Raw genomic sequence first — 22,058 nt, 5'->3', positions numbered from 1 at the left:
GGGGGGGGGTGGGGGGGGGGGGGGGGGGTGGGGGGGGGTGGGGGGGCGGGGGCGGGGGGGGCGGGGGGCGGGGGGGCGGGGGGCCGAGGGGGTCCGGAGGGGTGGGGCGGTCACCCGATCGTCAGCGGGCGCCCGGCTTCTTCTAGGACTTCTTCACCGGCTTCTTCTCCGGCTTCTCCGGCTTGTCCTGCTTGTCCGGCAGGGAGGCCTTCAGATACTTCGCGGTGGTGGTGTCCGCGCCGGCCGCCATCTCGGCGGGGGTGCCGGTGAAGACCACCCGGCCGCCGTGCTCACCGGCGCCCGGGCCGATGTCGATGATCCAGTCGGCGTGCTTGGCCACGTCCAGGTCGTGCTCGATGGCGATAACCGTGTTGCCCGCGTCCACCAGCCGGTCCAGCAGGGCCAGCAGGTTGTCGACGTCCGCCATGTGCAGTCCGGTGGTCGGCTCGTCGAAGACGTACACACTGCCCTGCTCGTGCAGCCGGTCGGCCAGCTTGATGCGCTGGCGCTCACCGCCCGACAGCATCGACAGCGGCCGGCCCAGCGTCAGATAGCCGAGGCCCACGTCGGCGATCGGCTCCAGCTTGCGCACGATCGACTCGTCCTCGAAGTAGTCGTCGCGGGCCTGGACCACGGTGAGGTCCAGCACCTGGGCGATGTTGCGGCCCTTGGTCTCGTACTCCAGCACGTCCTGGCGGTACCGGCTGCCCTCGCAGACCTCGCACACGGTGGTGACCGGGTCCAGGAAGGCCAGGTCGGTGGTGATGGTGCCACGGCCCTTGCACTCCGGGCAGGCGCCCTTGGCGTTGAAGCTGAACAGGCTGGCGTCCACCCCGTGCTCCTTGGCGAACTGCTTGCGCACGGTGTCCCAGATGCCGGTGTACGTGGCCGGGGTGGAGCGCGGGTTGATGCCGACCGCCGACTGGTCCAGCACGATCGCCTGCGGGTGCTCCCGGGTGAACACCTTGGACACCAGCGTGGACTTGCCGGAGCCGGCCACCCCGGTGACCACGGTGAGCACCCCGGTGGGGAAGTCCGCGTCCAGCTTGTCCAGGTTGTGCAGGGTGGCGCCGCGCACCGGCAGCTTCCCGGTGGGCTCGCGGACCGAGTCCTTCAGCCCCGGGGTGGCCCGGAAGTGCCGGCCGGTGATCGTCTTGCTTTTGGCCAGCTGCTTCACGGTGCCGGTGAACACGATCTCGCCGCCGTCGGCGCCGGCCCCCGGGCCCACGTCGATCACATGGTCGGCGATGGCGATGACGTCCCGGTTGTGCTCCACGATCAGGACCGTGTTGCCCTTGTCCCGCAGGTCCAGCATCAGCCTGTTGAGCCGGTCCACGTCGTGCGCGTGCAGCCCGACGCTGGGCTCGTCGAAGATGTACGTCATCCCGGCCAGCGCCGAGCCCAGATGCCGTACGGTCTTCAGCCGCTGGCCCTCGCCGCCGGACAGGGTCCGGGTGGCGCGGCTCAGGGTGAGGTAGCCCAGGCCCACCGACTCGATCCGGCGCAGCGAGGCCAGCGCGGCGGGCACCACCGGTCCTGGCCAGCGGTCCGCGACCCGCTCCAGCTCCTCGATCAGGTCGCCGATCTCCATGGCGCAGTAGTCGGCGATGTTCTTGCCGTCGATCCGCGAGTCCAGCGCCGCCCGGTTCAGCCGGGCGCCCTCGCAGGCCGGGCAGGTCCGCTCGGTGACCACCCGCTCGGTGGACTTGCGCTCCTTGTCCTTCAGCGCGTCCAGACCCGGCTTGACGAACCGCCGGGTGAAGCGCGGCACGATGCCCTCGAAGTCGTTGATGGCCACGTTGTTGAACTCGTCGGGGCGGATGGTCTGGAAGCCCTCCCCGTACAGCAGGAGGTCCATCTCCTTCTTGGTGTACTTCCTCAGCGGCTTGTCCGGGTCGAACACCGGCTCCAGCCCTTCGTCCCGGGCCCGGCCCTTCTCGTACCGGCTGATCTGGGCGTACCGCTTCCAGTAGTTGGTGCCCACCGCGAAGTTGTCGTGCTGGATGGCACCCTCGTTGAGGGACTTGTCGCGGTCCAGCAGTTTGTCCAGGTCGAGTTGGAGGGTGGAGCCGAGTCCGTCGCACTCCGGGCACATGCCGTGCGGGTCGTTGAAGGAGTACAGGTTGGACGGGCCCGCGCTGGGCTCCCCGTAGCGGGAGAACAGCACCCGCAGCACCGGGTTGACCTCGGTCATGGTGCCCACCGTGGAGCGGGTGCCGCCGCCGACCGGCTTCTGGTCCACCACGATCGCCGGGGCCAGGTTCTCGATCAGGTCGAACTCGGGGCGCTCGTAGCGCGGCAGCCGGTTGCGGATGAACGCCGGGAAGACCTCGTTGAGCTGCCGTTGCGACTCGACCGCGATGGTGCCGAAGACGATCGAGGACTTCCCCGAGCCGGAGACCCCGGTCACCACCGTCAGGGAACCCAGCGGAATGCGCAGGGTCACCCCCTTCAGGTTGTTGGCCCGGGCCCCCGTCACCACGATGTGCTGCCTGTCCTCGCGCATGGGCGCTCTTCACTCCTTCGTGTAGCCGTCGTACCGGTCCTGCCGGGCTGGTCGTCCCGGCCGGATCACCCGCTGCCTGTCACTGTGCCCACCGGAGCCGTACCCGCCGCCTCGGCGGCCAGATCACCCAGCGAGATCCGGCCACCCCGGGTGAGCAGCTCCAGCAGGAACTTCTCCGGGGCGCCGCCCTCGGTGCCGGCCAGCCCGGCGAACCAGTCGGCGCTGGCCCGGCCGATCCGCTGGGTGTGCTCGACCGAGGGCCGCCGCCGCTCCTCGTAGGCGCTCAGCGCGGCCGGCAGGGAGCCCTCCGAGCAGAGCGCCCCGGCCAGCGCGGTGGCGTCGTCCAGGGCCAGCCGGGTGCCGGAGCCGATCGAGTAGTGCGCGGTGTGCGCGGCGTCGCCCAGCAGCACCACATTGCCGGAGGACCAGGTGGCGTTGCGCACCTGGAGGAAGCGGCTCCAGCGGGAGCGGTTCTCCAGCAGCCGTGCGCCGGCCAGCGGCTCCGCGAAGAGCCGGGCCAGCCCGGCGGTGTCCGGCAGCCCGCCGCCCCCGGGCACCTCCACCAGGAAGGTGGAGCGGTCGGGGGTGTACGGGTAGGTGTGGGCGACCACCGGGCCCTCGGCGGTGTCCGCGACCAGGAAGGTCAGCCCGGGGAACGCCCGTTCGGCGCCCAGCCAGATGTAGTCCGGGGCGGTGCGCTCGGTCTCGGTGCCGAACCGGTCGGCCCAGGCGGTACGGGTGGCCGAGCCCGCCCCGTCGGCGGCCACCACCAGGTCGTGGGCCTCGGCGAGCACGTCCGGGCCGGGGGCCGCGGCGCCCTCCTCCACCCGTACGCCCAGCTCGGCGCAGCGCCGCCGCAGTGCCGTCAGCAGGGTGCGGCGGGACAGCGCGCCCAGCCGGGGCGCTCCGACCGACAGCGGGCGGGCACCCCGGTGCACGGTGACCTCGTCCCACTCGACCAGCTCCCGGGCCAGCGCGTCGGCCGTGCCCGGGTCGGTGGGCCGGAGGGTGTCCAGGGCGGCCGACGGCAGGATGACCCCAAAGCCGTAGGTGTCCTCCACCCGGTTCCGCTCGTAGACGGTGACCTCGGCGGACAGTCCGGAGAGGCGGGCGGTCGCGGCGAACGCCAGCCCCGCCGGGCCTCCGCCGATGACGGCGATCCTCACCTGCTGCTCCTCTCGGTCGGGATGTGTCAGCGGGCGGCGCGCAGCAGCCCGGAGACCTTCTCGATCACCTCGGCGGGTGCGGGCATGGCCGCCATCTCCGCGGCGGTCTCGGCGGCCGCCTTGGCCGGCTCCGGGTCCTTCAGCAGCCAGGTCAGCGCCTCGGTGACCCGCTCCGGCCCGGCGTCGTCGATGTCCAGGACCCGGCCGGCGCCCCGGGCGGCCACCGACTGGGCGTTGCTGACGTTGACGGTGCCCGGCATCGGGATGGCCGCCTGCGGCACCCCGGCGGCGAAGGAGCTGAGCATGGTGCCCGAGCCGCCGTGGTGGACGATCGCGTCGCAGCCGTCCAGCAGCGCCCGCAGCGGCACCCACCGCTCGGGGCGGACATGCGGCGGCAGCCGCTCGGGCAGCTTCGGCAGCTCGGCGTCGGCGGTGAGCAGCACCAGCTCGGCGCCCAGGTCCCCGGTGGCGGTGACGATGTCCCGGTACAGCGCCCCCTCGCGGGTCATGCTGGCCGCCGATCCGCAGGTGGCCACCACCCGGGGGACATCGCCCCGGGTGAGCGCCCAACGCGGCAGCTGCCCGCCGTTGTTGAAGCAGCCGTAGCGCATGGTTAGCCGGTGCCGGGGGCGGCCGATGGCGGTGGGCACCTCGGTGAAGTTCGCCAGCGACGGCGGCAGCACGTCGATCTCGATCTCGGCCTCGGTGATCTCGCCCGCGCCCAGCCGCTCGGCGTGCGGGGCCAGATAGTCCAGCGCCGGGCCGAAGGTCGGCAGCGGGGTGCCGTAGCCGTGCAGCACCGCCGCGGTGCCGGCGGCCCGGGCAGCGACCAGGGCCGCCGAGTGGATGCCCGGGTAGACGATGGCGTCCGCGCCCCAGGACCGGGCGATCTCCACCAGCTCGTCCAGCATCCGGGCGCCCACCTCGCCGAACGCCCGGCCGTGCACCTCCAGCGAGGTCGCGTCGTCCGGGGCCTCGCCCGCCTCGGCCCGCTCCAGGGCGGCCAGCAGCTCGTCGTAGGGCTGCCGGGCGCCCTGCTCGGTCCCGGCGTCGGCGGTGACCAGCCCTGCCGCCTGCGCGGTACGCGCGGCGGGCCCGCTGGTGGCCACCAGCACCTCGTGGCCGGCGGCCAGCGCGGCGTGCGCGGTGGGCACCAGCGGCATCAGATGGGAGGTGACGGGCATCGAGGTGAACAGATAGCGCATGGTCGGCTCCTCGGCGGTCGGTGCGGTCGGGTGGTCAGCGCCGCAGGGCCTCGGCGCGGGGCGGCGCCACCGGCAGCCCGGCGGGGTCGGCGGAGAACTCCGGCGGTACGGCGTCGGGCACCGGCCCGCCCGCCGGTCGGCGGTCGGCCAGGTCGACCAGGTACTCCCCGTAGTCGGTGCTGGAGTGCTCCTGGCCCAGCTGCCGCAGCTCGTCGGCGCCGATGAAGCCCATCCGGTAGGCGATCTCCTCCACACAGGCGATCCGCACGCTCTGGCGCTGCTCCAGGATCTGGATGTACTGCCCGGCCTCCAGCAGCGCGTCATGGGTCCCGGTGTCGAGCCAGGTGAACCCCCGCCCCAGCTTGACCAGTTCGGCCCGGCCGCGCTCCAGGTACACCTGGTTGATGTCGGTGATCTCCAGCTCGCCGCGGGCCGACGGGGTCAGCGTCCGGGCGATGTCGACCACCTCGTTGTCGTACATGTACAGCCCGGTGACCGCGAGTTCGGAGCGCGGGTGCTCCGGCTTCTCCTCGATGCCCAGCAGCCGGCCGTCCTCGGCCACCTCGGCGACCCCGTACCGCTGCGGGTCGCGTACCGGGTAGCCGAAGATGGTGGCGCCGTGCACGGTACGGGCCTTCTCCCGCAGCAGCGCGGAGAACCCGGGCCCGTGGAAGAGGTTGTCGCCCAGGACGAGGGAGACGTCGTCGTCGCCGATGTGCTCGGCGCCGACCAGGAACGCCTCGGCGATCCCGCCGGGGTTCTCCTGCTCGGCGTAGCTGAGGTTGAGGCCGAGCCGTTCGCCGTCGCCCAACAGGGAGCGGAACAGCGGCAGATGGTCGGGGGAGGAGATGATCAGGATGTCCCGGATCCCGGCCAGCATCAGCACCGAGAGCGGATAGTAGATCATCGGCTTGTTGTAGACGGGGAGCAGCTGCTTGGAGAGCACTCCGGTGAGCGGCTTCAGCCGGCTGCCCGATCCGCCGGCCATGATGATGCCCTTCATGTCCCGTTCCTCCTTGAGCCTGTTACGGATCCTGTTGCGGAGCCTGTTCAGCGACGGTGGTGGCGGGCGGCTGGTAGGCGGGGAGCAGCCCGCGGTCCAGCGCCTCGGCCAGGGTGGGGGCCGCCCGGTCGGCGTCCGACAGGACCGGCTCCGGGTGGCGGGGGACCGGCAGCCCGAGCGCCGGGTCCAGCACCGAGACGGCCGACTCGTCCGCCGGCCGGTACGGGGTGGACAGCAGATAGAGCAGTACGGTCCCCTCGGCCCGGGCCGCGAAGGCGTGGCCGATACCGGGCGGGCAGTACACCGCCCGGGTCCGGTCGGCGTCGGCGGTGAGCCGTACGGTGTCGTGGCGGCCGAAGGTCGGCGACCCGGCCCGTACGTCCACCACCAGGTCCAGTGCCTCGCCCGCCACACAGACGACGATCTTGGCGGTGGCCGGGGCGCCGTCCCGGCCGGGCACGGCGTAGTGCACCCCGCGGACCACCCCGGCCCGGTTGACGCTCAGCCCGCTGCGTACGGCACGGAACGGCGGCACGCCGGGCAGCCCGGACCAGTCGGCCTCCTCGTACAGCGGGCGGAAGGAGCCCCGCCGGTCGGGGAAGACCGGCAGGACGACCTCCAGGGCGCCGGCCACGGCGAGTTCACGGGTCTCCATACGGCTGCCTCTTCCTTGGGAGTCCGGGGCTTGCCCGGGCGGCGTCCGCCGGACAGAACGGACACCGCCCGGCACCTCCCGGGGCAATCAGCCCCAGGTGGTCCCTGTGGCGTCAGACCCCCAACTGGCCGAGGACCGCGCGGCCCAGGGGCGTCGACGGGTCGCCGAGGTCCAGCGGCAGGTCGAAGTGGTCGCGGTCGGCCGCCACCAGCTCGGCCACCGGCCGCCCGGCGGTGCGCAGCGCCTCCGCGTACTCGCGCTGCTGCCGGGCGTACTCGGCGGTCTCATGCTCGCCGAGGGCCAGCAGCACCCGCTCGGCGTACGGCGGCCCGGTATGCAGCGGGCTCAGTGCGCGGGCCTCGGCCGGGGTCAGGCCCAGGGCCTCGTCCACATAGCTGCCGACCACCGGATCCAGGTCGTACAGTCCGCTGAGCAGCACCAGCCCGGCGAGCGGTACGCCCTCCGGGCCGGTCGTCGCCAGCGCCACCAGATGGGCCCCGGCCGAGCTGCCCGCCCCGTACACCGCGTCGCTCCGGCCGCCCAGCTCGGCGGCGTGCTCCCGGACGAAGGCCAGGCCCCGGCGTACCGAGGCGGCCATCTCCGGCAGCCGCCGGGCCGGCGCCAGCCCGTAGCCCAGGGCCACGAACCCGGCGCCGGCCGCCAGCAGCGCGGGCGCGGCGAAGCAGGCGTCCTCCTTGGACGACTCCTGCCAGTGCCCGCCGTGCACGAAGACCAGCAGCGGGCTGCCCGGGCGGCGCGGCGGGAAGTGGTGCAGCCGCTCGGCCGGATGCGGCCCGTAGGCCACGTCCGCCCGGTGCGCCAGGGTGGCGCGGGCGCTGTCGCTGAGGGTCCGGTACGCGGCGAGGGTGCCGGCCGCGTCCCGGGCGGTGGTGCTGGGCGACAACTCCCGGTCCTGATTAGCCCGTTCGCGCCCGGCCTCGGTGGTCATGGCGTTGCGGCCCGGCGGCCGGTGACCACGCCGTGCGGGGTCCAGCCGGTGCCGGTGGTGCGGCCCACCTCGGTGAAGCCCGCCTCCCGCAGCCAGCCCTCGCACTGCTCCCACCGGTAGATGGTGGAGTGCCGGAACGGCAGCGTGGTGAAGTAGACGTTGTCCAGCGCCGCGTAGAGCGGACCGGCCCCGTCGTCGTCGCTGAAGGCGTTGAACACCATCACCCGGCCGCCGGGCTCCACCGCCTGGTGGGCCTTGCGCAGCAGGGCGAGGTTCTGCTCCGGCGACCAGATCACCAGCTGGTGGGCGAAGAGCACGCAGTCATGGCCGCCCGGGTAGGGGTCGGTGAAGATGTCCGCCGCCGCGGTCTCGACCCGCTCGGCGAGACCCGCCTCGCGGATGTTGCGCTCGGCGACCTCCAGCGCCCCCGGCCGGTCCAGCACGGTGATCCGCAGCTCCGGGTGGGCGCGGGCCAGCGCGATGGCGTTGACGGCGTCGCCGCCGCCGACGTCCAGCACCCGGCGCACCCCGGCGAAGTCAGTGCCCTCAACCAGCACCGGGTTGGACAGCGCCGACCAGGAGTGCATACAGCGGTAGAACAGCTCCTCCAGGCCCGGCACCCCGGACAGCCGGGTGTACAGGTCCTTGGTGTCGCCGGGGAAGTGGCGGATGCCCACGTTCTCGCCGGTGCGCAGGGACTCGGTGTAGTCGGCGGCCGGGAGGTAGGAGACCCGGTCCTGGAACTCCACGATGTCCTTCAGCACCGGCCACAGCCCCTGGGCGAAGGCGGTGGCCACCGGGGAGCCGTTGCGGTAGGTGCCGTCGGCGACCTCGGTGAGGCCGAGCGCGGTGGTGCCCAGCAGCAGCACGTCGGCGGCCCGGCGCTCGATGTCCAGGGCCTCCGCCACCCGCTCGGCGGGCAGCGGCCCCTCCTTCTCCAGCAGGTCGAAAAGGCCCAGCCGGCAGCCCGCGTTGAGCTGCTGGAAGGCGGCGTAGCCGAAGAGCACCGGGACCAGCCGGCCCAACTGCTCGGCGCCCGTTCCGGGGGCCTTGGCGAAGACGGCGTCGGCGGCCGCGTCGGCTTCCGTCACTTGGCGCTCACCGCCCCGGTGCGCACCATCGGCTCCGGGACCGGCACGATGAAGCCGCCGTGCTCGGCCAGGAACCGCGACTCCTTGGCCAGGATCTCCTCGGCGTAGTTCCAGGCCAGCAGCAGGTAGTAGTCCGGCTGCTCGGTCACATCGCCCGGCGCCAGCACCGGGATATGGGTGCCGGGGGTGAGCCGGCCCTGCTTCTGCGGGGTGGTGTCGGTGCAGAACTCCAGCTCCTCGCTGCCCAGTCCGCAGATGTTCAGCAGGGTGGTGCCCTTCGCCGAGGCGCCGTAGCCGGCCACCCGGTGGCCCTGCGCCACCAGCCCGCGCACCAGCGCCGTCAGATCCGTGCAGGTCCGCCGCACCCGGGCCGCGAAGGCCTCGTAGCGGGCGTCGGAGAGGTAGCCGCCGTCCCGCTCGGCCGCGATCAGCTCCCGTACCCGCTCACTGGTCTGCCAGCGGCCATCGGCCCGGCCCGCCGACACCAGCACCGAGCCGCCGTGCACCGCGAGCCGCTCCACGTCCACGGTGCGCAGCCCGTGCCGGCTGAACAGCCGGTCCAGGGTGGAGATCAGGAAGTACGACAGGTGCTCGTGGTAGATGGTGTCGAACGCCAGCCGCTCGACCAGGTCCACCGCGTAGGGCACCTCGATGGTGAACAGCCCGTCCTCGGTGAGCAGTTCGCGGGCGCCCGCCAGCACATCGGCCACATCGTCGATATGGGCGAAGACATGACGCCCCAGGATCAGCGAGGCCTTGCCGTGCTCACCGGCCACCGCCCGGGCGGTGGCCGAGTCGAAGTACTCGGGCAGCGTGGGCACTCCGCGGTCCTCGGCGATCCGGGCGAGGTTGCGGGCCGGGTCCACGCCCAGCACCCGCGCCCCGACGGCTTCCCGGAAGGCCAGCAGCTGGTCACCGGTGTTGCTGCCCAGCTCCACCACCAGGTCGCCCTCGGCGAGCCCGTACCGGTCCCGGGCCAGCTCCGCCACGTTGCGCATATGGCGGGCCATGGTCTCGGAGTCGGAGGTGACGTAGGAGTAGGTGCGGTACAGCACCTGCGGGTCGACCACCGCGGTCAGGCTCAGCAGCCGGCACTCCCGGCAGGAGATCACCTCCAGCGGATAGGCCCGCTCCTGGGCGACGGAGTCGGTCACCTCCAGGAAGCCGTTGGCGAGCGGCACCTCGCCGAAGGAGACCACCTCCTGCCACTCCTCGCTGCCGCAGACCCGGCAGGTGGTCACATAGCGCACCACGTCGTCGGTGTCGGTACTGGTGTTCTGGGGCGTGGTCATGCCAGGTCCTTTCGACGGGGAGATCCGGCGGTACGGTTACGGGCCCGGGGGCCGGTGCCCGCGGGGGCCCCGGCGCCGGTACGGAAGGTGAGCAGGGCGTCCACCACCTGCTCGGCCTGTGCGTCGTCGAGCGCGGTGTGCAGCGGCAGCCGCACCAGCCGGTCGGCGACCCGTTCGGAGACCGGGCAGCCGCCGGGGGCGGAGCGCCCGTAGCGGAGGCCGGCCGGGGAGGTGTGCAGCGCCTGGAAGTGGATGGTGGCCTGGACCCCGCGCTCGCGGAGGTGGTCCAGCAGCGCCGACCGGTCCTCCTCGGCCGGCAGCACCAGGTGGTACAGATGCGCCGAGTGGGCGCGGCCCTCGGGCACCGCGGGCAGCGCCACGTCCTGCTCGGCCGCCCAGTCGGCGAGCCCGCGGTGGTAGATGTCCCACAGCCGGTGGCGGTGGCGCTGCACCGCGTCGAACTCCTCCAGCTGGGCCGCCAGCAGCGCGGCCAGCACCTCGGGCAGAATGTAGCTCGAACCCAGGTCCACCCAGCGGTACTTGTCGACCTGGCCGAGGAAGTAGCGGTGCCGGTCGGTGCCGCGGTCCCGGATGATCGTCGCCCGGTCCACCAGCGCCTCGTCGTTGACCAGCAGCGCCCCGCCCTTGCCGCAGTGCACGTTCTTGGTGGCGTGGAAGCTCTGCGCCGCCAGGGCGCCGAAGCCGCCGAGCGGCCGGTCCCGGTAGGTGGCGCCCAGGCCGTGGGCGTTGTCCTCGATCACGGGTACGCCGTGCTCGTCGGCGATCCGCCGGATGAGGTCCATCTCGCAGGCCACACCCGCGTAGTGCACCGCCACGATCGCCCGGGTCCGCTCGGTGAGCGCGGAGCGCAGCGACTCCTCGTCCAGGGTGAGGGTGTCCGGGTGGCAGTCCACGAACACCGGGACCGCCCCGCGCAGGGCGAAGGCGCTGGCCGTGGGCGCGAAGGTGAACGAGGGCATCACCACCTCGTCACCCGGCGCCAGATCCAGCAGCAGCGCCGCGATCTCCAGCGCGGAGGTGCACGAGGGCGTCAGCAGCACATGCGGGGAGCCGGTGATCCCGGACAGCAGCTCGGCGGCGCGGGCGCTGTAGGGGCCGTTGCCGTCCAGGTCGCCGGATTCCAGCACCTCGGAGAGATAGCGCTGCTGCTTGGCGGCGGTGTGCGGGACGTGGAAGGGCACCGTGCGGGTGCCGGCCGGGGCGATGGTCATCGGGTCGGCTCCAAACGGGTGGGGGCGGTCATCGGGTCAGCTCCAGGAGGGTGAAGTCGATACGGACCTGCTGCTCCGCGTCCGCGTGCGCCGCGTACACCGGGTCGGTGCCCAGCTCGGTGGCGGGCACGGTGAACGCCTCCTGGACGTGCACCCGGACGCCGAAGCCCGCCTCCGCGGCCACCTCCTTCAGCCGCTCGGCGCTGCCCATGGCGTAGCTGAAGCCCAGGAACAGCCGCCCGCCCGGCGCCAGCCGCTTGGCCGCCTCGCCCAGGAAGCGGCGGTGCATCCCGTACCCCGGGTCGAAGAAGTGGTAGGCCAGCGCCGACTCGTGCTGCTGCTCCGGCGGGGCCTCGATGAACGGCGAGTTCCAGAAGACCAGGTCATAGGTCTCGTCCGGGGGCACCGCCGCGAACAGGTCGCTGGTCAGCGCGGTCACCCGGTCGCCGACCCCGTGCCGGGAGGCGTTGAGCTCCGTGGTGCGCACCGCCGCCGGGTTGATGTCCAGCGCGGTCACCCGGGGCACCCCGGCGAGCGCGCCCATCACCGAGGCGACCCCGCAGCCGCACCCCATCTCCAGCAGGTGGCTCACACCCTCGTACGGGAGGGAGGAGGCGAACAGGCCGGTCGCGTAGTTGTACTCACCGCCCAGCACCCCGCCGAGCTGCGTCCACTCCCGGTCCAGCAGCGTGAACTCCCGCTGCTGGTCCTGGTCCGCCACGGCGTGTGCGTAGGCTTCCTGCCCCATGGTGAGGCCGAGTTCGTTCATGACTGGGTTCCTCCGGTCGGGGTTCGTGGGTTCAGGGGGGCGTCACAGCACCGAGCGCATGGTCCACAGCTCGGGGAAGAAGCGGTGCTCGTTGATCTGCCGCAGCCAGGAGGCGCCGTCGCTGCCGCCGCTGCCCCGCTTGGCGCCGAGCATCCGCTCCACCACCAGCAGATGGGTGGCCCGCCAGCGGGAGAACTGGTAGGCCACTTCGAGCAGTTGCTCGGCCAGCTCGTACACCGGCCGATGGCCGTCCGGGTCGCGGTAGACGGCCTCCCACACCTTCTCCACGCCCTCGTCGGGCGTGTACGGCACGGCGGGGTCGCGGTCCAGCAGCGGCTCCGGCACCGGCAGACCCGTACGGGCCAGATGGCGCAGCACCTCGTCGTACAGCGCGGGCCGGGCCAGCTCGGCCGCCAGCTCCGGGAAGGCCGCCAGGTCCGCCGAGCGCACCATGGCGGTGCCCCGGTTGCCGAGGGTGAACTCCAGCAGCCGGTACATGAAGGACTGGGTGCCGGATGCCTCGCCGAGGATCCCCCGGAACTCCAGGAACTCGTCCACCGGAAGCGCGTTCATCGACTCCCAGGCGTCCACCAGCACCCGCTGGCTCCTGACCCCTCGGGCCAGTGCCCGGCAGGCCGCCTCCGGCCGGTCCTCGGCCAGCCGCTGCCGCGCCTGGTCCACCTCCAGGTGCACCATCCGGAACAGCAGCTCCTTGACCTGGCTGATCAGGATGAACGACATCTCGAACGGCGAGTCGGTGCGCGGGTGCTGGATGGTGTGCAGGGTGTCCATCCGCGCGTAGTCCACATACTGGTTCCCGGTGCCGGCACCAAGGGCTGTCCCGCTCCCGGTGCCGATCCCGGTGGTCTCCCCGTGGGCGTACGGGCATCCGCCGCTCATCGCTCCCCCTCCGCTGATCGCTTCCCGCTCCCTGCCGCCGCCGCCACCTCGGCGAAGGCGGTCACCGCGTCGAAGACGTCCGTGTAGGACACGTAGAGCCCGTTCAGACAGAGCCGCAGCAGGTCCGGCGGCCGGGCGTCGGTGAACACCCCGCGCTCCATCAGCGCCGCCGACACCGCCGGGGCGTCCGGGCAGCGCAGCGCGACATGGCCGCCCCGCCGGTGGTGCTCGGTCGGCGTCACCACCTCCGGCCGTACGCCATCGGGCAACTCCCTTATCAGCGCCGCCAGATAGTCCCCGAGTCGCAGGCTCTTCGCCCGTACCGCCGCGACCCCGGCCCGCTCCAGCGGGTCCAGCGCGGCTTCCAGGGCGAGCAGCGACAGGATCTGCGGGGTGCCGGTGCGGGCCCGGGTGATGCCGTCGGCGGGCTCGAAGGTGCCGGCCATCTCGAACGGCCGGGCATGCCCGTGCCAGCCGGTGATCGGCAGATCCAGCGCCGCCTGGTGGCGGGTGGCCGCGTAGAGGTACGCGGGGGCGCCGGGCCCGCCGTTCAGGTACTTGTAGCCGCAGCCCACCGCCAGATCGACCCCGGCGGCGTCCACCTCCACCGGCACCGCGCCGGCCGCGTGGCTCAGGTCCCACACCGCGACCCCGCCCGCCGCGTGGATCCGCGCGGTCGTCCCGGCCAGGTCCAGCAGCTCACCAGTACGGAAGTCCACCGCGCCGAACAGCACCGGCCCGACCTCGCCCCGATGGGCCTGGAGCACCGCCGCCAGCTCCCCGGCCGTGCACTCGACCAGCCGCAGCCCCAGCACCCGGGCCACCGAGGCGGCCAGATAGCGGTCGGTGGGGAAGTTGGCCGCGTCGCAGACCAGCACCCGCCGGTCCGGCCGGAGCCGGGCGGCGGCGGCCACCGCGTTGAACAGCTGCACCGAGGTGGACTCACCGACCACCGTCTGCCCGGGGCCCGCCCCGATCAGCCGCCCGATCCGGTCGCCCACCCGCTCCGGCGCGTCGAACCAGCCGTCATCGAACCAGCCGCGGATCAGATGCCCACCCCACTGCCGCCGCACCACCGCGTCCAGCGCCTCCGGCACGGCCCGGGGGAGCGGGCCCAGGGAGTTCCCGTTCAGCTGGATCACCCCGTCGGGCAGGGCGAATTCCGCGCGGAACGCGGCAAGCGGGTCCTCGGCGTCCTCTTTCCCGGCCCACAGACGAGTGGATTCCACTGATCAAACTCCTCGGTATCCGATCTTCCTTCGGCTTCCTTCGGCTTCCGGCACGGCGGTGACCACGGCCGTGCGGCACATCAGCCGACTCAGTCGACGATCAATCCAAAGGTGAATGGGGCGCTCGACCGGTATGGACACAGTCGGCGCGCACTGTAGACCTTTCTATCTTCGCCCCGTCTCAAGTTTCAACGGGGTCCCGTGTCAATGGACTTCAAGAAACCGTCAGACGTGCTTCAGAGGTCCTACAGACCAGGTCAGAGAAGTCCCGCGACCGCACTGACACCGGAATTCCCGGCCATACGACCCCCGGGCGCCGATAGTGCTCGCGCCCGCCGGGCGAACCACGGACATCGGCGACAGCGTCGGCAACAGAGGGGACACGCGCATGGACACCGGGCACGACAGGACACGTCAGCTGCCGTCGCAGGGGGCCGCTCCCTGCCGGGGACCGCGCTGCACAGCGGAGCCCGATCGCGCGGCCGCCCGCGCCGTGCCCGGCACGAGTCTGTGCCTGTCCTGCCGTACCCGGCTCGCCGAAGCGCTGGTCCGGCTGCCCGGCCTCTACCGGGAGTGCGGCGAGCGCCACTTCGGCTCCCGTCGGCCCGCCTGGGAGCGTCCGCCGACCCCGGCGGGCCCCCCGGCCGTACCGCTGCACGCCCCGGCGGCGGACGTCCGCCGCGCCGTGCTCGGGGTGCTCGCCTCCTGGGCCGGACTGACCGTCCAGAGCAGCGGCCTACGGGCGCCGCGCCGCACCGTCGCCGATCTGTGCGGCTTCCTCCACCGCCACCTCGGACTGCTGGTCCGCCACCCAGCGGCCGCCGAACTCGCTGCCGAGGTCGCCGCGTTGCAGGCCCGCGCCGAGCGCGTCGCCCACCCCGACGAGACCGCCAGGGTGGCCGTCGGACCCTGCAAGGAGTCCGGCTGCGGCGGGCTGCTCACCGCCCGCCCCGCCCAGGGCCGCCGGCGGCCGGCCCGGGTCTCCTGCGACGCCGACCCCGCGCACGGCTGGAGCGTCACCGAGAGCGCGGCCCGGCACAACCGGACCGTCGCCGCCCCCGAGACGACCCGCGGCCCGCGTGAGACGGCGCCCAGCCGGGTGCCGCGCTGGCTGAGCCAGCGCGAGGTCAGCACCCTCTGGGGCGTCTCCTCCAGCAGCGTCTACCGGCTGGCCAGCGAGCGGCGCTGGCAGCGCCGCCGGGTGTCCGGCCGGGTCTACTACGCCGCCGACGACGTCCGCCGCGCCCTGGCGCCCGCCACCGCCTGAGCCCCCGCCGCCTCACCGGCCGGGTCGGTCAGCGACCCGGCCAACTCCCGCGGCGCCGCCCCGGCCACCGTCACCGTCAGCGGGTCGGCGGCCGGGGCCACCGTGCACTCCAGCACCGCCGGCCGCCCCAGCTCCACCCCCTGCACGATCCGGAACCCGTACGCCGTCTCCGCCTCCGGCTCCGGAATGCCGACGTCGGCGAGCCACACCCCCAACGCCAGCCCCACCGAGGCGCAGGCCGCGTCCTCCTCGATGGCGTACCCGGGGGCGAACAGCCGGGCCGTGGCGGTACGTTCCGAGGCATCCCAGTGGAAGACGCAGAGGTCCGGCAGCCCGTGCCGCTCCATCGCGGCCGTGTCGACCCGGGCGGCGGCCACCGCCTCGGCGCGTACCGGCAGCAGATGGAACAGCGGCCCGAACCCGGCGGCCAGCACCGGCCCCTCGCCCAGGTCGCCCGGGGACAGTCCCGCCGCGGCGAGCAGCGGGGCCGCGTCCAGCGGGCGGACCGGCTGCGGGCCGGAGGCGGCCAGCACGGCCCGCTCCCCGTCCGCCCGCAGCTCGGTCAGCTTCTCCCCGCACTGCTGCACCACCCGCCCGGCCGGCAGCCGCCCCGACCGGACCAGCGCCACCGCCGTCCCCACCGCCGAGTGGCCGCCGTACGGCGACTCCCCGGCCCGGGTGAAGACCCGCACCCGGTGGGTGGCCCCCGGCGCGGTCGGCGGCAGCACGAACACCGTCTCGTCCACCCGCAGCCGCGCCGCGACCCAGGCCATCTCCTCCGGCCCCAGCCCCTCCGCCTCATACACCACCGCCAGCGGACTCCCCCCACCACTCCCGGCGCCGAACACCCCCACCACCTCGAACGCGTACGACATCATCCCGTTCCTCCTCCCAACTCGGCGGCCGCGAAGCCCGTCAGCACGTCCTCCCGCCCCGCGAAGGGGAAGTCGGGCCGCGGCCAGTGCACCACCAGATCGGTGAAGCCCAGGTCCGCGAAGACCCCGGAGGCGTCCCGGTAGCTCTCCACCGAGTCCAGTACCCCGCCGACCGAGCCGCCACTGAGCAGCAGCCGGCGCAGGGTCGCCGGATCGCGCCCGGCCGCCTCGCAGGCCCGGTCCACCTCCGCGAGCTGCTGCTTCAGCAGCGGGACCACCTGCTCGTACGGTTCGTTGTCGAACAGGTTGGGTGCCCCGCTGGTCACCCACACCTCGGCGTACCGGGCGGTGAGTGCCATGCCCCGGGGGCCGGCGGCGGCGACCGCCAGCGGCACCCGGGGCCGGGCCAGGCACTCCGGCCGTACCACCGCGTCCTGCACGGCGTACCAGTCACCCCGGAAGGTGGTCCGCTCCTCCAGCAGCAGCCGGTCCAGCAACCCCACGAACTCCTCGAACCGAGCCCCCCGCTCCCGCCGCGAGATCTCCCGATCCCCCCGCAACCGGGAGTCGAACCCCTCCGCCCCGGCACCCACCCCGCACACGATCCGGCCGCCGGACACATCGTCCAGCGAGACCAGCTCCTTGGCGAAGTCCAGCGGGTGGCGGAAGTTGGGGCTGGCCACCAGGGTGCCCAGCCCGATCCGCGAGGTGGCCTCGGCCGCCGCCGCCAGGGTCGGCACCGCCGAGAACCAGGGCCCCTCACTCAACCAGCGCCACATCAGATGGTCATACGTCCAGGCGTGGTCGTACCCCAACTCCTCCGCCAGCAGCCACCGCTCACGAGCCACAGCCCATCGGTGCTCAGGCAGCAACAGCACTCCCTGCCTCATCACTCACCCTCCTCCGATATCGGGTCACACAGCGGCCGGCGCCCGCCGCGCCAGATCAGCCGCGAATCCGGCCGCCTCGGCCAGCACCACACCCACCCGGCGCTCGCTGCGGGCCAGCGAGCCGTTCCACACCTCGGCCTCCTCGCCGTCGTCGTCCCGGCCCAGCGGATAGAGCCCGTTGACCGCGAGGTCCAGGCCCACCGCCCGCAGCCGGCGCACCAGTTGGGCGGCCACCGCCTCGTCGGGCACCGGGCCGCGCAGCGTCATGAAGAAGTTGTCGTACAAGACCGCCGTACGCTCCGAGGGCTTCACCGGAGCCTCGTTGATCGACTGCTGGAGCAGCGAGCGGCCCCCGGGGACCAGCCGAGCCGCGACACTGTCGTGCACCGCCCGCTGGGCGCCGAGCGCGGCCACCACCCCGGCGGCCCGCGGGTCGTCGGTCCAGGGCAGTGGGCGGCCCCGCAACAGGCTGCGCACCTGGTAGAAGTCGGGCGCCCAGGTGCCGCTGAAGCCCCGGTGCTGGAGGAACATCGCCGGCCGGATCAGCCGCTGGTAGAGCGCGGTCGGGCAGGAGCCGCTGTAGAGCAGCATGGCGCTGTACCCGTGCGCGTAGCACTCCAGCCTGGCCATCGCACCCGGCCCGGGCACGGCGTCCGGCCCCTTCTCGCCCACCTCCTCCAGCACCCGGCCCATCAGCCGCCACAGCGCGAAGGTCACCTGGTGGCCGATGATCCAGCGGAACCAGAACAGCTGCTCGTACGAGGAGGCCGGGGCCGCGTCCACCAGGGCGGCCGCGCCCGGCCCGCTGCCCGTCAGCGCGCCCAGCTCCCGGGCGATCCGGTCCGGGTCGCAGGGCGGCAGCGTCACCGGTCGGTGCTCGGTACCGGCCTGCGCGCGCCCGGCCGGCGGCATGGCCAGCGGCTCCAGCCCGTACGGGAAGTCGCCGAAGTCCCAGCCGTCGACCCGGATCGCGGTGGCGGGCGTGCGGTGCGGGGTCAGGATGCTCATCGGTCCCCCTCCGGCACATACGTGAACTCGTACTCCAGCCCGTTGACGTCGTACAGATACAGACTCCACACCCCGTCGTCGTCCACCACGATCTCCGTCGGCCGCTCCTCCCGAGCGAACGCGTACCGCCCCGAGTCGTAGAGCGCATTCCACCGATCCCGCACCGCCTCCAGCTCCTCCGGCGCGTCCACCGTCAGGCAGACGTGCTGGAACTGGAAGTCCTCCTCGTGCGGCATCTCCTCGGTGTGACCGGACCGGTCGAACAGATGCAGCCGCAGATCGCCCACCGCGATCTCCACCAGCCGCCCGATCCCGGGGAGCCGGCTCAGCGTGAGGTCGGAGAAGCGGTCCAGCTCCCACTTCTTCTCCGCCCCCAGGAACTCCAGATACCACTCCAGGCAGTTGTCCAGATCGGCGGTCTGGACCCCCAGATGGTGGATACGCGGTCGCACCGCCGCCCGGAACGGGACGCGCGGTGCCGTGGTCTGCTCGGTCAAGGACATGGCGAAGCCCTCCAGGCTCTCCTGGGTTCTCGGGTCTCATTGCTTCCGGCGCACCGGGGCGCGGCGACTCGCACACGCGCCCATGAAGGTGCCGAACTCGTCACGACATGGAGGAAGTTGCTTCAACCCCAGGTCAGCATGGTGGCGAGGTTAGGCCACGCTAGCTTCGGCCGATTTCAGGGGTCAATGCAGGAACGACAGAGGGATCTGACGGGTTTGTCAGGTCCTTCACAGAGGAACCCGTGCACCTGCGCCTCCGGCCGCCGGCCTTCCCGGTCGGCCGTTTCCCCCGCCCCCTCCCCTCGTTCTGGAAGTCATGGACACCACCCCCATCCTTGTCCTGGGAGCCACCGGCTCCGCCGGCCGCCGCGTCGCCGCGCGGCTCAAGAACCTGGGTGCCCCGGTCAGAGAGGCCTCCCGGCACGGCGCCACCCGTTTCGACTGGGACGACCAGGACACCTGGGAGCCCGCCCTCACCGGCGCCGACCGGATGTTCCTGATGGCCCCCGACGGTGTGGCCGTGAACCCCGACTTCGTCCAGCTGGCCGCCGAACTCAAGCTCCACCACATCGTGCTGCTCTCCAGCCGCGGCATCGAGACCATAGGAGACCGCCGCCTGCTCGACGCCGAGGAGGCCGTCCGCTCCTCCGGCACCGCCTGGACCATCCTGCGGGCCGACTGGTTCGACCAGAACTTCGACGAGGGCCCGTTCCGCGAGGCGGTCCTCGGCGGCGAGATCGCCGTCCCCCTGGAGGGCACCCGCCAGGCCTTCATGGACCTGGACGACCTCGCCGCCGTCGCCGCGACCGTATTGACCGAGGACGGCCACACCGACCGCACCTACGAGGTGACCGGCCCGCGCGCCATGACCTTCACCGAGGTCTGCGCCACCCTCGCGGACGCCGCCGGCCGCCCGGTCGCCTACCACGGCGACGAGTCCGCCTACCGGGCCGCCCAACGCGAGATCGGCCGCGCCGAGGAGGCCGTCGAGCGCGACATCGCCTCCTTCGCCGCCCTCCGCGCCCAGGGCGACGCCACCGTCACCGACACCGTCCCCCACCTCACCGGCCACCAGGCCCGCCCCTTCGAGCAGTACGCGGCAAGGGCGGCGGCGACGGGGTGCTGGCGGGGGGAGGAGGACGGGGGCTGAGGCCCACCAGCCCCACGGCGCCCCGCCGGGTGTTTCCGGACACCCGGCGGGGCGCACTCATGAGCGCCTCGGCGTGCGGGCGCACGGGCGGGTGGCCGGGTGGGCGTCGAAGATCACCGCCCGGCCGATGCCTGCCCACCCGCTCCTACAACCGCCCCTGCATCTCCCCGCGAGGCGTCACCAGTTCCAGCCGCTCCGGCCGCTCGGATGTCCACGTCCCGGGGCCGAGTTCCGGCCGCAACACCCACACGGACCCGCCACGCACATCGGTGACGACCCCGTCCCGCCCGGCGTCCCTATCGCGCACCAGATCGCCCACCCAGGGCGTCCACTCCCCGCTCACCCGTCCCGCCTCCCGCCCAACTCGGCCCACACGGCCTTGCCGGTGGGCAGCGGAGTCGTGCCCCACTCGTCCGCCAGCGCGGTGATCAGCACCAGCCCTCGCCCGATCTCGTCCCGCGCACCGGCCCGTCGTGGCTCCGGCGGCACCTTCGACCCGTCGGCCACCGAGATCCGCACCCGCCTCCGAGCCGGTCTTTCGACCATGACCCGGATCGTGCGGCCCTCCGCATGCCGGACGGCGTTGCCCGCAAGCTCGGAGACGACCAGGACGGCGTCCTCGACCACATCCCGCAGCCCCCAGGCGGCTAACGCCAGCCGTACCAGCCGCCGCGCGGTGGCGGCGCTCTCCGGTGAGCGGGACAGTGTCTCGTGGTAGCCGGGGTGCCCGGTCGGATGGGACCGCGTCATGGATTGCGGCATGTCGGTCTGCTTCCTCGCATCAGCCGAACCCCGAGGTCGTACGCACGGCCCTCAGGGCGTTGTCCGCTTATGGAAGCGGGCAGCGAGACCGGCTGACAGGGACGCAACGTCCCACTTTCGGCACGCTATTCGCTCACCCCTCGCCCATCCCGACGAACTCCGCCAAGGAGCCGAGCCCCGGCGGGCGGTTGGGCAGCGTCCACAGGTCGCGCACGATGGCCACGGCCAGAGTGTGGTGGCGCATCCATGTCGGTGCCACCCGCCGCAGCGATTCCAGAGCCTTCACCGCCCCGGCCGCGTCGCCGAGGTCCGTATGCGCGCGGGCGACATCGAGAAGCAGCCAGGTTCGCCAGGACGGCGGGGTGTCCTTGGAGAGCCGCATGCCCTTGGCCAGCTCCAAGGCGTCCTGGGGCCGCCCGTACTGCACGGCTAGGCGGACGCGTTCGATGCGGACCGAGGATGGACTGAACACGCTGACCATGCGGTTGTCACTGCCGGGTGGCAGCTTCGCGACCTGGGCCGCCCGCTGCTCCGCCGTCTCCATCATGGCCGCCGCCCGCTCGTAGTCGCCGCTCCGCGCGGCCGAGGTGGCGGCGCTCATCGTCAGCGCGCCCCACACCTTCAGACCGTCGGCCGTGCCGATGAGCCCCTCCCGCACCAGGTCGTCGGCCACCCGGAGCGCGATGCTGAGGGCGTCCTCCAGTCGCCCCTGCCGCTGATAGGTCCAGGCCGTGGAGTTGACGATCATCGGTACCAGCAGCGGATCACCGGACATCCCCGCCGCGGCTATGGCCCGTTCCAGGCCGATCAGAGCCAGGTCGGTCTTGCCCATGCGTACGGCGACATGCCCCGCGAGCTGCAGCGCCTTGCCCAACGCCCCGAAGCCGGCCTTCCTGTCCTCCTCGTCGGACGAGGCGGTCGCGGTGCGCGCGTCCGCGATGAGATCCGGAAGCGCCTTCATCACGGTGTCGAACTCGGCCGAGTGGTACTGCGTCCAGCCGTCCGCGATCTGCTCACGCAACCGTTCCAGCGAGAACCCCGGCCCCGGCGGCTGCGGCTCGGCCGCCCAGAGCGCGGGCATGACGGCCCGTCGCACGGCCACGAAACGCGGCCCGTCACTCTCACTCGTGGAGGAGACAGCGGGCGGGTCCCCGAGGAGCGTGGTCAGCTCCACCCCGAGACCGTTCGCCAGCGCGTGCAGGGTGGGAAGCCGAGCCGAGTGCTTGCGCCGCTGTTCGAGCTGGCGGATCACATCGACGGACACGCCCGAGCGCTCCGCCAGCTCCTCCTGTGTCAACGAGGCCAGCTTGCGCAGGCGCCGCAGGGTCCGCCCAAGGTCTTCTTCTGCCACGCCGCCACCGTAGCGCCAGCATGCGGTCAGGGGGTCGCGGTCTGGGGCTGCCCCTGCTCGGCCCAGTACGAGGCCAGCATCTCGCCTGGCCAGCGCAACGCACCGCATGAGCTGGGAGCGGAAGCGCTGGACTGGTTTGCCTGGAACCCGGTTCTCGACCGAATCCCGTGAAGGGAACAGCCCAAGGCCTGCCTGCAGGGGGTGGACGATACCGATCTGACTTCGAGGGCGAGCCCGATCGTGGGGCGCCGCTCG

20 protein-coding genes are annotated in these 22,058 nt (G+C 72.9%); 2 read left to right on the top strand and 18 right to left on the bottom strand.

What is annotated here, in order from left to right; all coding sequences use genetic code 11:
• Positions 1-142: 142 nt before the first annotated feature.
• The 12 genes from ABZ945_RS17015 to ABZ945_RS16960 form a co-directional block, all read right to left on the bottom strand.
• Complete coding sequence (locus ABZ945_RS17015) at positions 143-2,506, bottom strand: excinuclease ABC subunit UvrA (protein ID WP_361269623.1); 2,364 nt, start codon at positions 2,504-2,506, stop codon at positions 143-145.
• A 65-nt stretch (positions 2,507-2,571) separates the two neighbouring features.
• The gene (locus ABZ945_RS17010; RefSeq protein WP_361269620.1) at positions 2,572-3,672 is read right to left on the bottom strand and encodes an FAD-dependent monooxygenase; all 1,101 of its coding nucleotides are present in this window, start codon (positions 3,670-3,672) and stop codon (positions 2,572-2,574) included.
• A 26-nt stretch (positions 3,673-3,698) separates the two neighbouring features.
• The gene (locus ABZ945_RS17005; RefSeq protein WP_361269617.1) at positions 3,699-4,877 is read right to left on the bottom strand and encodes a glycosyltransferase; all 1,179 of its coding nucleotides are present in this window, start codon (positions 4,875-4,877) and stop codon (positions 3,699-3,701) included.
• Positions 4,878-4,911: 34 nt separating this feature from the next.
• Positions 4,912-5,880, bottom strand: a complete 969-nt coding sequence (rfbA, locus tag ABZ945_RS17000; protein ID WP_361269614.1) for a glucose-1-phosphate thymidylyltransferase RfbA — start codon at positions 5,878-5,880, stop codon at positions 4,912-4,914.
• 22 nt (positions 5,881-5,902) lie between these two features.
• On the bottom strand, positions 5,903-6,535 hold the full coding sequence (gene rfbC / locus ABZ945_RS16995; RefSeq protein WP_361269612.1) for a dTDP-4-dehydrorhamnose 3,5-epimerase: 633 nt from the start codon (positions 6,533-6,535) through the stop codon (positions 5,903-5,905).
• Between the two features lie 112 nt (positions 6,536-6,647).
• Entirely contained in the window at positions 6,648-7,484 is an 837-nt protein-coding gene (locus ABZ945_RS16990) for an alpha/beta hydrolase (RefSeq protein ID WP_361269610.1), read from the bottom strand.
• Positions 7,481-8,575 (bottom strand): methyltransferase, encoded by a 1,095-nt coding sequence (locus ABZ945_RS16985; RefSeq protein ID WP_361269607.1) that lies wholly within the window; start codon positions 8,573-8,575, stop codon positions 7,481-7,483. The genes ABZ945_RS16990 and ABZ945_RS16985 overlap by 4 nt, the downstream gene beginning before the upstream one ends.
• Complete coding sequence (locus ABZ945_RS16980) at positions 8,572-9,867, bottom strand: class I SAM-dependent methyltransferase (protein ID WP_361269604.1); 1,296 nt, start codon at positions 9,865-9,867, stop codon at positions 8,572-8,574. The genes ABZ945_RS16985 and ABZ945_RS16980 overlap by 4 nt, the downstream gene beginning before the upstream one ends.
• Positions 9,864-11,099, bottom strand: a complete 1,236-nt coding sequence (gene rffA, locus ABZ945_RS16975; RefSeq protein WP_361269602.1) for a dTDP-4-amino-4,6-dideoxygalactose transaminase — start codon at positions 11,097-11,099, stop codon at positions 9,864-9,866. Before rffA ends, ABZ945_RS16980 begins: the two co-directional genes overlap by 4 nt.
• A 28-nt stretch (positions 11,100-11,127) precedes the next feature.
• On the bottom strand, positions 11,128-11,868 hold the full coding sequence (locus ABZ945_RS16970) for a class I SAM-dependent methyltransferase (protein WP_361269600.1): 741 nt from the start codon (positions 11,866-11,868) through the stop codon (positions 11,128-11,130).
• A 42-nt stretch (positions 11,869-11,910) separates the two neighbouring features.
• The gene (locus ABZ945_RS16965) at positions 11,911-12,768 is read right to left on the bottom strand and encodes a tryptophan 2,3-dioxygenase family protein (RefSeq protein WP_361269598.1); all 858 of its coding nucleotides are present in this window, start codon (positions 12,766-12,768) and stop codon (positions 11,911-11,913) included.
• Positions 12,765-13,997, bottom strand: a complete 1,233-nt coding sequence (locus ABZ945_RS16960; RefSeq protein WP_361269596.1) for an aminotransferase class V-fold PLP-dependent enzyme — start codon at positions 13,995-13,997, stop codon at positions 12,765-12,767. The genes ABZ945_RS16965 and ABZ945_RS16960 overlap by 4 nt, the downstream gene beginning before the upstream one ends.
• 493 nt (positions 13,998-14,490) lie before the next feature.
• On the opposite strand from ABZ945_RS16960, the gene ABZ945_RS16955 reads away from it, so the two are divergent.
• Positions 14,491-15,264: a hypothetical protein gene (locus ABZ945_RS16955; protein WP_361269593.1), complete on the top strand. Its 774-nt coding sequence runs from the start codon at positions 14,491-14,493 to the stop codon at positions 15,262-15,264.
• Here ABZ945_RS16955 and ABZ945_RS16950 read toward each other — a convergent pair.
• The 4 genes from ABZ945_RS16950 to ABZ945_RS16935 are packed head-to-tail and all read right to left on the bottom strand — an operon-like array spanning position 15,216 to position 18,540.
• Positions 15,216-16,142 (bottom strand): PhzF family phenazine biosynthesis isomerase, encoded by a 927-nt coding sequence (locus tag ABZ945_RS16950; protein ID WP_361269591.1) that lies wholly within the window; start codon positions 16,140-16,142, stop codon positions 15,216-15,218. The genes ABZ945_RS16955 and ABZ945_RS16950 overlap by 49 nt on opposite strands.
• Positions 16,139-17,029: an LLM class flavin-dependent oxidoreductase gene (locus tag ABZ945_RS16945; RefSeq protein ID WP_361269588.1), complete on the bottom strand. Its 891-nt coding sequence runs from the start codon at positions 17,027-17,029 to the stop codon at positions 16,139-16,141. The genes ABZ945_RS16950 and ABZ945_RS16945 overlap by 4 nt, the downstream gene beginning before the upstream one ends.
• A 24-nt stretch (positions 17,030-17,053) precedes the next feature.
• Complete coding sequence (locus ABZ945_RS16940) at positions 17,054-18,037, bottom strand: hypothetical protein (protein WP_361269585.1); 984 nt, start codon at positions 18,035-18,037, stop codon at positions 17,054-17,056.
• Entirely contained in the window at positions 18,034-18,540 is a 507-nt protein-coding gene (locus ABZ945_RS16935) for a VOC family protein (RefSeq protein ID WP_361269583.1), read from the bottom strand. The genes ABZ945_RS16940 and ABZ945_RS16935 overlap by 4 nt, the downstream gene beginning before the upstream one ends.
• Before the next feature lie 316 nt (positions 18,541-18,856).
• On the opposite strand from ABZ945_RS16935, the gene ABZ945_RS16930 reads away from it, so the two are divergent.
• Complete coding sequence (locus ABZ945_RS16930) at positions 18,857-19,690, top strand: NmrA family NAD(P)-binding protein (RefSeq protein ID WP_361269580.1); 834 nt, start codon at positions 18,857-18,859, stop codon at positions 19,688-19,690.
• Positions 19,691-20,029: 339 nt separating this feature from the next.
• On the opposite strand, the gene ABZ945_RS16925 is transcribed toward ABZ945_RS16930, so the two are convergent.
• Both ABZ945_RS16925 and ABZ945_RS16920 read right to left on the bottom strand, forming a co-directional pair.
• A complete protein-coding gene (locus tag ABZ945_RS16925; RefSeq protein WP_361269578.1) occupies positions 20,030-20,440 on the bottom strand; it encodes an ATP-binding protein in 411 nt (136 codons plus the stop codon).
• Between the two features lie 145 nt (positions 20,441-20,585).
• Positions 20,586-21,803, bottom strand: coding sequence for a helix-turn-helix transcriptional regulator (locus ABZ945_RS16920; RefSeq protein ID WP_361269576.1), 1,218 nt, complete (start codon positions 21,801-21,803; stop codon positions 20,586-20,588).
• Positions 21,804-22,058: the final 255 nt, after the last annotated feature.

Source organism: Streptomyces sp. NPDC046887, from assembly GCF_040644755.1.
In the GTDB taxonomy this organism is placed as follows: domain Bacteria; phylum Actinomycetota; class Actinomycetes; order Streptomycetales; family Streptomycetaceae; genus Streptomyces; species Streptomyces lichenis.
The sequence above is the reverse complement of the archived record's forward strand: the minus strand, read 5'-3'. Positions and strand labels throughout refer to the sequence as shown.